This window comes from Micromonospora pisi (assembly GCF_003633685.1).
Taxonomy (GTDB): domain Bacteria; phylum Actinomycetota; class Actinomycetes; order Mycobacteriales; family Micromonosporaceae; genus Micromonospora_G; species Micromonospora_G pisi.
The window spans coordinates 7,026,677-7,039,791 of record NZ_RBKT01000001.1 but is presented as its reverse complement, the minus strand read 5'-3'; the positions used below and the strand labels follow the sequence as shown (position 1 = coordinate 7,039,791).

Here is a 13,115-nt window from a genome sequence, read left to right as displayed (position 1 = left end):
ATCCCTCGAGCCGACCCGCTTGACGCTCAGCTGGTGAGGCCCAGCTCACCCAGTGCCGTGCCGGCAGCCTCCGACCCGGGCCGTACCCGGAGAACCGGGTGCCCCGACCAGGCAGCGGCGCAGAGCAGCCGCAGCGCGTGCAGGGACCGTCCCGCTCCGCTGAGTTCCGCCTTCTGGCCGTCGAGCGAGAGTCGCCACCCGTCGGCCTCGATGACCACCGGGCCGGCCTGATCCTCTGCCGGTGTCGGACCCACGCCGAGGCGCACTACCGAGTCGGCGTCGAAAAGCCCCCGGAGGTCGTGCGCCACGTACGTGGGGCGCGTCGAGGGGGGCGCGATCAGAAGGTCCGCCGCCGAGCTGACCCCGGTGAGCACGAGCAGGCTGTCCATGCCGGCCCGGGCCGCCCCCTCGATGTCGGTGTCCAACCGGTCGCCTACCGCCAGGGGCCGTTCCGCTCCGGCCTGCCGCGCGGCAGTCCCGAACAGGGCCGGTTCCGGCTTTCCGACAACCAGGTCGGGGTCCCGGTTGAGTGCGGTACGCAGTGCCGCCACCAGCGAGCCGTTGCCTGGCAACGGGCCGCGTGGACTCGGCAGCGTGCGGTCGGTGTTGGTGGCGACCCAGAGCGCTCCCGCCCTGATCGCCACCGACGCCTCGGCCAGATCGGTCCACCCGACCTGTGGCCCGTAGCCCTGCACCACCGCATCCGGCGACTGGTCAGCCCGCTCGACCGGCACCAGGCCGACGGCACGGACCTCGGCACGCAACGCCTCCGCGCCGACCACCAGCACTGCCGCGCCGGCCGGAAGACGCTCGGCCAACGCGGCAGCGGCCGCTACGGAGGAGGTCAGCACCTCGTCGGGACGGGCGTTGACGCCCATCCCGACGAGCAGCTCGGCCACCTCGGCAGGACGACGAGAGGCGTTGTTGGTCGCGTACGCGAGCGGCTTCCGCTCCGCGTGCAACCGGGCCACCGCCTCGACCGCACCCGCAATCGGGCGATCAATCAGGTAGATCACGCCATCCAGGTCGAAAATGACCAGGTCGTACGCGTCAACCAGCGACCCTGCCGGGGTGCCACTCATGATCCGGACGGCCCGCTGCGCTCTGCTGGTCCCTCGGTGTCGTCGCGCGACTCCGAAACCGGCTGAGCCTCCGCTTCCGACCCGCTACCTACGCGGTCGTCTTCGTCGTCTTCGTCTTCGTCGTCGTCGTCTTCGTCGTCGTCGTCTTCGTCGTCGTCGTCTTCGTCGTCGTCGTCTTCGTCGTCGTCTTCGTCGTCGTCTTCGTCGTCGTCTTCGTCGTCGTCGTCTTCGTCGTCGTCGTCTTCGTCGTCGTCGTCTTCGTCGTCGTCGTCTTCGTCGTCGTCTTCGTCCTGGTCGGCGTCCTCGTCGACGTCGGTGTCGTCCACCTCGTCATCGTCATCGCCCTCGAGGACCACGCCGTCGAGCTCAAGCAACCGCTCCGCCGCGTCCGTCTCCGCGTCCTCATCGGCGTCTGCCGCGCGAGCGAACCATTCCCGCGCCTCTTCCCGCCGACCCACGGCGAGCAGCGCGTCCGCGTAGGCGTAACGCAGTCGGGCAGCCCAGGGCTCATCAACCGCACCGGTAAGTTCTCGGACCTGCAGCATGGCCACCGCCGCGTCACCCTGTCCCAGGTCACCCCGGGCACCAGCTGCGACGATCAACAGCTCGATCGCCTGGGCCGGGTCCATCGCCTCGCGGTCAGCCCCCCGGAAGAGGTCGATCGCCCGCTCCGGCCGCCCCAACGCCCGCTCGCAGTCGGCGAGTACGGGAAGGTGGGTCTGCTTGCCACTCATCCGGTGGTAGGTACGCAGCTCCGCGATAGCCGTCTGCCACTCGCCGGCGTGGTACGCCGCCAGACCTACTGCCTCACGTACCGCCGCGATCCTCGAGGCGAGCCGCCGCGCGGCAAGCGCGTGTGCAAGCGCGAGCTCGGGTGCTTCGTCGATCAGCTGGCCGGTCGCCACCAGGTGTCGAGCCACCGTCTCGGCGACCGGCTTCGTGAGCGACAGCAGCTCCGCCCGTACGGCGCCGTCAAGGTCGCTCGCGACGATGTCGTCGGGGAGTACGGGCGCGTCGGCCCGGCCAGACTGTTCGCCCTCACGCGAGGATCCGCGGTCGAACCGGTTCGGTCCAGCCTCGGTACGGTTCCGATCGCCGCCCTCGCGCCCCCGGTAACCGCCCTCACGCTCCGATCCACGCCGGTCGTCGCCACGTGGCCGATCGTCGCGAGCTGGGCGGTATCCGTCCTGTTCTCGCCGGAATCCGCCACCTCGGGAGTCGCGGTCCCCACCAGAGCCGCCATCACGCGGACCGCTGCGGAAACCACCCTCACGGGAGCCACCACCATCGCGGGGACCAGAACGGAAGCCACCCTCGCGCGGGCCACCGCTGCGGAAGCCGCCGCCCTCGCGGGAGCCACCACGGGAATCGCGGTCGCCACCGAAGCCACCCTCACGGGGACCCGAACGGAAGCCACCCTCACGCGGGCCACCACGGGAATCGCGGTCACCACCGAAGCCACCCTCACGGGGACCCGAACGGAAGCCACCCTCGCGGGAGCCGCCACCATCGCGGGGACCGGAACGGAAGCCACCCTCACGGGAGCCGCCACCCTCACGCGGACCGGAACGGAAGCCACCCTCACGGGAGCCGCCACCCTCACGCGGACCGGAACGGAAGCCACCCTCACGCGGGCCACCACGGGAATCGCGGTCACCACCGAAGCCACCCTCACGCGGGCCGCTGCGGAAACCACCCTCACGGGAGCCGCCACCCTCACGCGGACCGGAACGGAAGCCACCCTCACGGGAGCCACCACGGGAATCGCGGTCGCCACCGAAGCCACCCTCACGCGGACCGCTGCGGAAACCACCCTCACGGGAACCGCCACCCTCACGCGGACCCGAACGGAAACCACCCTCACGGGAGCCGCCACGCGAGTCCCGGTCGCCACCGAAGCCACCCTCACGGGGACCCGAACGGAAACCACCCTCACGCGGACCGCTGCGGAAACCACCCTCACGGGAGCCACCACCCTCACGCGGACCGGAACGGAAGCCACCCTCACGGGAGCCACCACCATCGCGGGGACCGGAACGGAAACCGCCCTCGCGGGAGCCGCCACCCTCACGGGGACCGGAACGGAAGCCACCCTCACGGGAGCCACCGCCCTCACGCGGACCGGAACGGAAGCCACCCTCACGCGAACCGCCACGCGAGTCCCGGTCGCCACCGAAGCCACCCTCACGCGGACCGCTGCGGAAACCACCCTCACGGGAGCCACCACCCTCACGCGGACCGGAACGGAAGCCACCCTCGCGGGAGCCACCACCATCGCGGGGACCGGAACGGAAACCACCCTCACGGGAGCCACCACGCGAGTCCCGGTCGCCACCGAAGCCACCCTCACGGGGACCCGAACGGAAACCACCCTCACGGGAGCCACCCTCGCGCGGGCCACCGCTGCGGAAGCCACCACCCTCGCGGGAGCCACCACGGGAATCGCGGTCACCACCGAAGCCACCCTCACGGGGACCCGAACGGAAACCACCCTCACGGGAGCCACCACCATCGCGGGGACCGGAGCGGAAACCACCATCGCTCCGCCCGGCGCCACTGCGGTAGCCGCCGCCGGTACTGCCCTGGCCGCCTCGCTGCCCACCACCGGAGTAGCCGCCACGCTCGCCTGATCCGCCACGGGAATCACGGTCGCCTCGGTAGGGCGGGCGGTCATCTCGACGCGGGGATCCGCCACGACCACCGTCACGGTTGGGGCGATCGTCGCCTCGGCGCTGACGGTCGTCGCCCTGCGGTCCTGAACTCACGGGTACATCCTTCCTGATGGCACTTGGGCCGGAGCAACGCAGTCAAGGGCCGACCCGGATGGGGCGGCCCTTGACTGGAGGTTTGTCCGGCGGCGTCCTACTCTCCCACACCCTCCCGAGTGCAGTACCATCGGCGCTGGAGGGCTTAGCTTCCGGGTTCGGAATGTAACCGGGCGTTTCCCCACCGCTATAACCGCCGTAACACTATCGACTTAACAAACAACCCAACAGGGTCTTGTTCGCTTGTCGGGAATCACACAGTGGACGCGTAGCACCTTAGTAATCAAGTCCTCGGCCTATTAGTACCGGTCAACTCAACCCGTTACCGAGCTTACATCTCCGGCCTATCAACCCAGTAGTCTAGCTGGGGGCCTTACCCCATTTGCATGGGTGGGATACCTCATCTTGAAGCGAGCTTCCCGCTTAGATGCTTTCAGCGGTTATCCCTTCCGAACGTAGCCAACCAGCCGTGCCCCTGGCGGGACAACTGGCACACCAGAGGTTCGTCCGTCCCGGTCCTCTCGTACTAGGGACAGCCCTTCTCAAGTATCCTACGCGCACGGCGGATAGGGACCGAACTGTCTCACGACGTTCTAAACCCAGCTCGCGTACCGCTTTAATGGGCGAACAGCCCAACCCTTGGGACCTGCTACAGCCCCAGGATGCGACGAGCCGACATCGAGGTGCCAAACCATCCCGTCGATATGGACTCTTGGGGAAGATCAGCCTGTTATCCCCGGGGTACCTTTTATCCGTTGAGCGACACCGCTTCCACTCGCAAGTGCCGGATCACTAGTCCCGACTTTCGTCCCTGCTCGACCTGTCAGTCTCACAGTCAAGCTCCCTTGTGTACTTGCACTCAACACCTGATTGCCAACCAGGCTGAGGGAACCTTTGGGCGCCTCCGTTACATTTTAGGAGGCAACCGCCCCAGTTAAACTACCCACCAGACACTGTCCCTGAACCGGATCACGGTCCGAAGTTAGATACCCAAATCAACCAGAGTGGTATTTCAAGATTGCCTCCACCCATACTGGCGTATGGACTTCACCGGCTCCCACCTATCCTACACAAGCTAATTCGAGTACCAATGTCAAGCTATAGTAAAGGTCCCGGGGTCTTTCCGTCCTGCCGCGCGTAACGAGCATCTTTACTCGTAATGCAATTTCGCCGGGCCTGTGGTTGAGACAGTGGGGAAGTCGTTACGCCATTCGTGCAGGTCGGAACTTACCCGACAAGGAATTTCGCTACCTTAGGATGGTTATAGTTACCACCGCCGTTTACTGGCGCTTAAGTTCTCAGCTTCGCCCCCGAAAGAGCTAACCGGTCCCCTTAACGTTCCAGCACCGGGCAGGCGTCAGTCCATATACATCGAATTACTTCTTCGCATGGACCTGTGTTTTTAGTAAACAGTCGCTTCCCCCTGCTCTCTGCGGCCATACAACGCTCCACCCGCAAGGGGCTTCACGTCTCCGGCCCCCCTTCTCCCTAAGTTACGGGGGCAATTTGCCGAGTTCCTTAACCACAGTTCGCCCGATCGCCTCGGTATTCTCTACCTGACCACCTGTGTCGGTTTGGGGTACGGGCCGCTAAGAACTCGCTAGAGGCTTTTCTCGGCAGCATAGGATCACTGACTTCACCTGAATCGGCTCGGCATCACGTCTCAGCCACATGCGTCGCGGATTTGCCTACGACACGGCCTACACGCTTACCCCGGCACAACCACCGGCCGGGCTCAGCTACCTTCCTGCGTCACCCCATCGCTTGACTACTACCCACCAGGTTCCCAGAATCAACCGCATCAACCCGAAGGCATCAACGACATCAAATGGTTAGCACAATGAGGTTCACCACGGACGCTCTTTCGCGGGTACGGGAATATCAACCCGTTGTCCATCGACTACGCCTCTCGGCCTCGCCTTAGGTCCCGACTCACCCAGGGCGGATTAGCCTGGCCCTGGAACCCTTGGTCATCCGGCGGAAGGGTTTCTCACCCTTCTTTCGCTACTCATGCCTGCATTCTCACTCGTGCCGCGTCCACAACTGGATCACTCCGCTGCTTCACCCGCGGCACGACGCTCCCCTACCCATCCACACACCTGCACACACCCCAAAAGGAGCATGCGAAGTCACATGTGAATGCCACAGCTTCGGCGGTGTACTTGAGCCCCGCTACATTGTCGGCGCGGAACCACTTGACCAGTGAGCTATTACGCACTCTTTAAAGGGTGGCTGCTTCTAAGCCAACCTCCTGGTTGTCTATGCGACCCCACATCCTTTTCCACTTAGCACACGCTTAGGGGCCTTAGCTGGTGATCTGGGCTGTTTCCCTCTCGACTACGAAGCTTATCCCCCGCAGTCTCACTGCCGCGCTCTCACTTACCGGCATTCGGAGTTTGGCTGATTTCGGTAAGCTTGTGGGCCCCCTAGACCATCCAGTGCTCTACCTCCGGCAAGAAACACGCGACGCTGCACCTAAATGCATTTCGGGGAGAACCAGCTATCACGGAGTTTGATTGGCCTTTCACCCCTAACCACAGGTCATCCCCCAACTTTTCAACGTTGGTGGGTTCGGCCCTCCACGCGGTCTTACCCACGCTTCAGCCTGCCCATGGCTAGATCACTCCGCTTCGGGTCTAGGACACGCGACTGAACGCCCTATTCAGACTCGCTTTCGCTACGGCTACCCCACACGGGTTAACCTCGCCACATGCCACTAACTCGCAGGCTCATTCTTCAAAAGGCACGCCGTCACCCCTAAAGGCTCCGACGGATTGTAGGCGAACGGTTTCAGGTACTATTTCACTCCCCTCCCGGGGTACTTTTCACCATTCCCTCACGGTACTTGTCCGCTATCGGTCACCAGGAAGTATTTAGGCTTACCAGGTGGTCCTGGCAGATTCACGGCAGATTACAGGGGTCCGCCGCTACTCGGGAACATCCACAGAAGACCAGCCACTTTCACCTACCGGACTCTCACCGTCTACGGTTGGCTTTCCCACACCATTCGGCTAGCAACTGGTTTTATAACTTCTCGACCCAATGTCAGTTGAATCAGCAGAGTCCCACAACCCCAACCACGCAACCCCTGACAGGTATCACACGCAGCCGGTTTAGCCTCAATCCGCTTTCGCTCGCCACTACTCACGGAATCACATTTTGTTTTCTCTTCCTACGGGTACTGAGATGTTTCACTTCCCCGCGTTCCCTCCATACACCCTATGTGTTCAGGTGCAGGTGACAGCACATGACTGCTGCCGGGTTCCCCCATTCGGACACCCTGGGATCACAGCTTGGTTGACAGCTCCCCCAGGCCTATCGCGGCCTCCCACGTCCTTCATCGGCTCCTGGTGCCAAGGCATCCACCGTTCGCCCTTGACAACTTGACCACAAAGATGCTCGCGTCCACTGTGCAATTCTCAACAAACGACCAACCCACAACCCACAACCACCACACCAAACCCCACCACCAAAAAAACCTGGCTCCGGAGATCCGTTTGCAGTGACAGGCCATGCCTGGCAACCCGAAACAACAAACACACGTGTTTGTTCCTTCAGGACCCAACAGGGTGCTCATCATCCACCACCAGCCGCACCACCAAACGCTTTCCCACCCCAAAGGGCTGTACTCACATCAAAAGTGGCCGTTGCCGGCAACAAACTCACCAGTGTCTCCGCCATCGAGCACCCCACCACCACATTCGGATGATGCGGGCTCCTAACCCACTTTCGCGGGCAGGTGCTCCTTAGAAAGGAGGTGATCCAGCCGCACCTTCCGGTACGGCTACCTTGTTACGACTTCGTCCCAATCGCCAGCCCCACCTTCGACGGCTCCCTCCACAAGGGTTGGGCCACCGGCTTCGGGTGTTGCCGACTTTCGTGACGTGACGGGCGGTGTGTACAAGGCCCGGGAACGTATTCACCGCAGCGTTGCTGATCTGCGATTACTAGCGACTCCGACTTCACGGGGTCGAGTTGCAGACCCCGATCCGAACTGAGACCGGCTTTTTGGGATTCGCTCCACCTCACGGTATCGCAGCCCATTGTACCGGCCATTGTAGCATGCGTGAAGCCCTGGACATAAGGGGCATGATGACTTGACGTCATCCCCACCTTCCTCCGAGTTGACCCCGGCAGTCTTCGATGAGTCCCCGCCATAACGCGCTGGCAACATCGAACGAGGGTTGCGCTCGTTGCGGGACTTAACCCAACATCTCACGACACGAGCTGACGACAGCCATGCACCACCTGTGAACGGCCCCGAAGGACCCGACATCTCTGCCGGATTTCCGCCCATGTCAAACCCAGGTAAGGTTCTTCGCGTTGCATCGAATTAATCCGCATGCTCCGCCGCTTGTGCGGGCCCCCGTCAATTCCTTTGAGTTTTAGCCTTGCGGCCGTACTCCCCAGGCGGGGCGCTTAATGCGTTAGCTGCGGCACAGAGAACCGGAGAGGTCCCCCACACCTAGCGCCCAACGTTTACAGCGTGGACTACCAGGGTATCTAATCCTGTTCGCTCCCCACGCTTTCGCTCCTCAGCGTCAGTATCGGCCCAGAGACCCGCCTTCGCCACCGGTGTTCCTCCTGATATCTGCGCATTTCACCGCTACACCAGGAATTCCAGTCTCCCCTACCGAACTCTAGCCTGCCCGTATCGGCTGCAAGCCCGCGGTTGAGCCGCGGGATTTCACAGTCGACGCGACAAGCCGCCTACGAGCTCTTTACGCCCAATAAATCCGGACAACGCTCGCACCCTACGTCTTACCGCGGCTGCTGGCACGTAGTTGGCCGGTGCTTCTTCTGCAGGTACCGTCACTCTCGCTTCGTCCCTGCTGAAAGAGGTTTACAACCCGAAGGCCGTCATCCCTCACGCGGCGTCGCTGCATCAGGCTTCCGCCCATTGTGCAATATTCCCCACTGCTGCCTCCCGTAGGAGTCTGGGCCGTGTCTCAGTCCCAGTGTGGCCGGTCGCCCTCTCAGGCCGGCTACCCGTCGTCGCCTTGGTAGGCCATTACCCCACCAACAAGCTGATAGGCCGCGAGTCCATCCCAAGCCGAAAAAACTTTCCACCCCCAGCCATGCGGCCAGAAGTCATATTCGGTATTAGCCCCCGTTTCCGAGGGTTATCCCAAAGCCTAGGGCAGGTTACTCACGTGTTACTCACCCGTTCGCCGCTCGAGTACCCCGAAGGGCCTTTCCGCTCGACTTGCATGTGTTAAGCACGCCGCCAGCGTTCGTCCTGAGCCAGGATCAAACTCTCCAACAAAAATCTGTGGAAAAAATGTCCCGGCAACAAAAAAGTTGCCAAAGGAATCCAAACCAACAAACCAATCCCGAAAGAAAGGCAAGCCGGCCCGGGTATAAATCATAATTGGCACTGGCTTATCAAGCACCCTGTTGAGTTCTCAAAGAACAACCACACACCAGACCACAAACCCCAACCAAGGGGCCCACAACCCGGGGCTTCTATTCCCACTTCCATTCACACCCGGCGTTCCCGCCCGGCGCTTTTACTACGCTACCCGGTCGTTTCCGCCGAGTCAAACCGGTGTTTCCCGGTTTGTCCTACTCAATCCCATGGAAAGTCGCGGCGGGTGATCCGCCGTAGAAGTTCCAGAGGGATTTGCAGGCCGTCCTGTCCGCGGTCTCACCCGCGCGCCGTCCGGTTCCCTGCCGACCTGAAACCATACCCGGTCAGACCCGCGACGCCAAATCGACCCAACCAGCAGATCGTCCGTGTCGCTCCGCCCGGCCAGTCTCCTACCAGCGGTTGCCCGCTGGAGAGCCTGGAGGTTGTCCCGCAGATCCGGCCTTCCGGTGTTGTTTCCACCGTTTCCGTCCGTTCCCCTGCGGGCAGAGAGAAAGTTACGCGTCCGGCGGATTGATCGTCAAATCCGCCGGACGCGTTCCGCGTCACACGCGGCTAACCGGCCAGCTCCACACCGGCGAAGGTGCGCTTGCCCCGACGCAGTACGAGGAATCGGCCGTGCAGCAACGCCTGTGGCGCCACCGTGGCGTCCACATCCGACACGCGCTCGTTGTTGACGTACGCACCGCCCTCGGTGATCGCCCGTCGCGCCTCGTTCAGGCTCGCCACCAACCCGGCTTCCTTGAGCAGTACGGCAACCGGCGGTAACTCCGCGAGGCGTACCAGTCCGGCCTCGGTGAGCGCGGCCTCCAGCGTCTGCGGGGCGAGCTCGTCCAGCGAACCGCGCCCGAACAACGCCTGACTGGCCGCGATGGCCTGGCGGGTCTCCTCCTCCCCGTGCACGAGGGTGGTGAGTTCCTCGGCCAGAGCTCGCTGCGCCAACCGGGCCGCCGGTCGCTCCGCCGTGGCGCGCTCCAACTCCTCGATCTCGGCGTGCGACCGGAAGCTGAAGTACCGCAGGTAGCGGCTGATGTCCCGGTCGTCCGAGTTGATCCAGAACTGGTAGAAGGCGTACGGACTGGTCATCGAGGGGTCGAGCCAGACGGTGCCGCTCTCGCTCTTACCGAACTTCGTACCGTCGGATTTGGTGACCAGCGGGGTGACGAACGCGTGTGCCGGGCCGGCACCGCGGCGCCGGATGTAGTCGACTCCGGCGGTGATGTTGCCCCACTGGTCGGAACCACCGAACTGCAACTGGCACCCGTACCGCTGGTGCAGCTCGTAGTAGTCGTGCGACTGCAGAAGCTGGTAGCTGAACTCGGTGTAGCTGATCCCGCTCTCCAGCCGGGCGCGGACCACCTCCCGGGCGAGCATCTTGTTGATCGGGAAGTGCTTACCGACGTCGCGGAGGAACTCGACCACCGACATGGCCGCGGTCCAGTCCAGGTTGTTGACCAACTGGGCGGCGTTGTCGCCGGTGTAGCTGACGAACGGGGACAGCTGTTGACGGATCCGCTCCACCCATCCCGCGACCACCTCTGGCGGATTGAGTGACCGCTCCGCGCTCTCCTTGGGGTCCCCGATCTGTCCGGTCGCGCCCCCCACCAGCAGCAATGGGCGATTTCCGGCCAGCTGCAACCGGCGCGCGGTGGTGATCTGCATCAGGTTTCCGATGTGCAGGCTCGGCGCGGTCGGATCGAAGCCGACATAGAAGGTCACCGGCCCGGCGGCGAACTGCGCCCGCAGTTCCTCCAGTCCGGTGGCGTCCTGGATCAGGCCCCGCCACTGCAGGTCATCCATCAGCGACCCTGGCCCGGGCGATCCGGCGGGTGTTTCGCTGCTCTCGGTCACGGTGCTGCTATCGGTCACGGTAGGGATTCTCCCCCATCCCCGCTGGTGGCCCCTACCCGGTTTACCAGGCGGGTAGGGTGTCCGGCGGATGATCACCGGCGAGGGCGTCCGCCCGGTCGAGGAGGCGCAGCCATGGAACTACCCGAACTGACCGGTGGTTTCACCGGGCTGCTGGGACTGCGGCTGGACGAGGCGACCGCCGAGCGCGTGGTGATCAGGTGGGACTGCCGACCAGAGCTGCACCAGCCGTACGGAATCCAGCACGGCGGGGTCTACAGCTCGGTGGTCGAGTCGGCCGGGAGCATCGGTGGCGCCCTCTGGTGGGCCGACCGGGGCCAGGTGGTCGGGGTCTCGAACCAGACCGACTTCCTGCGCGCGGTGCGCGACGGCGAGCTGACCGCGGTGGCGACCCCGGTGCACCAGGGCCGCAGCCAGCAGCTCTGGCAGGTTGTCATCACCGATGCCGACGACCGGCTGGTCGCCCGGGGCCAGGTGCGGCTACAGAATCTGAGCAAGACGCCACCGACCGGCACGTCCGCCCGGTAGCCGCCGGCTCCCACCGCCGCCAGCTCGACCTCCGGGGTACGCCCTGCGCGCCCGTTCCCTCTCCCGGATACGGGACCAGTACGCGGCCGGGTGGCTGCTGCCTTCTGTCGCGCACCCGTCGACGGCTGTCCGGGCCTGGCGCCAACTCTTGACCCCGCCATCCGAGTAGCGCACAATCCCTATCACTTAAGTAGGGAACAACACCGCCTCGCCTCCTGCCCTCACGCCGGACCCCCACGCACCAACGCCGGCGACTGATTCAGGGAAAGGAACCACCGTGCGCAAACTCCTCCTCCTCGCCTTGGTGGGCCTCGGCGCCCAGTTGGTGGACGGCAGCCTCGGCATGGCCTACGGCGTCACCTCCACCACGCTGCTGCTGGCCATCGGCACCAACCCGGCCGCCGCGTCCGCCACCGTGCACCTGGCCGAAATCGGCACCACGCTCGCCTCCGGCGCCGCGCACTGGAAGTTCGGCAACGTCGACTGGAAGGTCGTCGCCAAGATCGGTATTCCGGGCGCGATCGGCGCGTTCGCCGGGGCGACCTTTCTCTCCGGTCTCTCCACCGAGGTCGCCGCACCGGTGATGGCGCTCATCCTGCTCGCGCTCGGCATCTACATCCTGGTCCGCTTCACCGCCTTCGGCATCCCCCGCGACCGCCTCGGCCTGCCGCTGCGCAAGCGCTTCCTCGGCCCGCTCGGGCTGGTCGCCGGCTTTGTCGATGCCACCGGTGGCGGCGGCTGGGGCCCGGTCGGCACCCCGGCGATCCTGGCCAGCGGTCGGATGGAGCCGCGCAAGGTGATCGGTTCGATCGACACCAGCGAGTTCCTGGTCGCCATCGCGGCCAGCCTCGGCTTCCTGGTCGGCATCGGCAGCGAGAACATCGATTTCGCCTGGGTGGCCGCTCTGCTGATCGGCGGCGTCATCGCCGCGCCGATCGCCGCCTGGCTGGTCCGGCACATCCCGCCACGGATCCTCGGCTCCGCGGTCGGCGGGGTCATCATCCTGACCAACAGCCGCTCGCTGCTGCGCAGCGACTGGATCGACGCCTCGGACAGTGTCCGGTACGCCGTCTACGCCGTCATCTACCTGATCTGGGCGGCGGCGCTGGCGTACTCGGTCAAGCAGTACCGGGCCAACCGCGACGCGGAGCGGATCGAGGCGGACACCGCCGAGCAGCACCGGTCGGCGGCAGCGCCGGTCTGAACCGGGGACCGCCGGCTCCGATCTGGAGCGGGTGGAGACGTACCTACGGCGACGCCGCGAGGATCACTCCTCGCGGCGTCGCCTCATGTTTGCCACCGGGGACGTGTACGGCTCAGCGCAGCGACCTCGGACTGGTCGGCCCGTACCGCCGTCGCAACGAACGTCGGCCGCTTCCCGCAGGTGCCCTCCCAATGGTGTCGACCATGAAGACGACACGACCGACGGCCACCGCCCGAATGACACATGCTCTCGTGCTAATGACTCCATTAGACGATAGGAAATGAGGAGGGCTAGCGTTC

Annotated in this window: 6 protein-coding genes and 3 rRNA genes; 3 read left to right on the top strand and 6 right to left on the bottom strand. The window is 64.5% G+C overall.

Annotation, left to right across the window (positions count from 1 at the left end; translation table 11 throughout):
- Positions 1 to 26 precede the first annotated feature (26 nt).
- Both BDK92_RS30470 and BDK92_RS30460 read right to left on the bottom strand, forming a co-directional pair.
- Positions 27 to 1,082, bottom strand: a complete 1,056-nt coding sequence (locus BDK92_RS30470) for an HAD-IIA family hydrolase (RefSeq protein ID WP_121159858.1) — start codon at positions 1,080 to 1,082, stop codon at positions 27 to 29.
- On the bottom strand, positions 1,079 to 2,002 hold the full coding sequence (locus BDK92_RS30460; RefSeq protein WP_246017328.1) for a Replicase polyprotein 1ab: 924 nt from the start codon (positions 2,000 to 2,002) through the stop codon (positions 1,079 to 1,081). Before BDK92_RS30460 ends, BDK92_RS30470 begins: the two co-directional genes overlap by 4 nt.
- On the opposite strand from BDK92_RS30460, the gene BDK92_RS30455 reads away from it, so the two are divergent.
- A complete protein-coding gene (locus BDK92_RS30455) occupies positions 1,991 to 3,712 on the top strand; it encodes a hypothetical protein (protein WP_121159857.1) in 1,722 nt (573 codons plus the stop codon). The two genes, BDK92_RS30460 and BDK92_RS30455, sit on opposite strands and share 12 nt — an antisense overlap.
- Positions 3,713 to 3,931: 219 nt before the next feature.
- On the opposite strand, the gene rrf is transcribed toward BDK92_RS30455, so the two are convergent.
- From rrf to tyrS, 4 genes are all read right to left on the bottom strand, one after another.
- Positions 3,932 to 4,048: ribosomal RNA gene (gene rrf / locus BDK92_RS30450) — 5S ribosomal RNA — on the bottom strand.
- A gap of 78 nt (positions 4,049 to 4,126) precedes the next feature.
- Positions 4,127 to 7,236 (bottom strand): 23S ribosomal RNA (locus BDK92_RS30445).
- A gap of 361 nt (positions 7,237 to 7,597) precedes the next feature.
- Positions 7,598 to 9,113, bottom strand: a 16S ribosomal RNA gene (locus BDK92_RS30440).
- The 16S, 23S and 5S rRNA genes sit together here, the layout of an rRNA operon.
- 657 nt (positions 9,114 to 9,770) lie before the next feature.
- Positions 9,771 to 11,084, bottom strand: a complete 1,314-nt coding sequence (gene tyrS / locus BDK92_RS30435) for a tyrosine--tRNA ligase (protein ID WP_425462275.1) — start codon at positions 11,082 to 11,084, stop codon at positions 9,771 to 9,773.
- 114 nt (positions 11,085 to 11,198) lie between these two features.
- Here tyrS and BDK92_RS30430 point away from each other — a divergent pair, with 114 nt between their 5' ends.
- Both BDK92_RS30430 and BDK92_RS30425 read left to right on the top strand, forming a co-directional pair.
- Entirely contained in the window at positions 11,199 to 11,612 is a 414-nt protein-coding gene (locus BDK92_RS30430) for a PaaI family thioesterase (RefSeq protein ID WP_121159855.1), read from the top strand.
- Between the two features lie 277 nt (positions 11,613 to 11,889).
- Positions 11,890 to 12,816: a sulfite exporter TauE/SafE family protein gene (locus BDK92_RS30425; RefSeq protein ID WP_121159854.1), complete on the top strand. Its 927-nt coding sequence runs from the start codon at positions 11,890 to 11,892 to the stop codon at positions 12,814 to 12,816.
- Positions 12,817 to 13,115 lie beyond the last annotated feature (299 nt).

Excerpts from the sequence above, each read along its gene's own strand:
- BDK92_RS30430 (WP_121159855.1), top strand. The coding sequence starts at position 11,199 with ATGGAACTACCCGAACTGACCGGTGGTTTCACCGGGCTGCTGGGACTG.
- BDK92_RS30470 (WP_121159858.1), bottom strand. The coding sequence starts at position 1,082 with ATGAGTGGCACCCCGGCAGGGTCGCTGGTTGACGCGTACGACCTGGTC.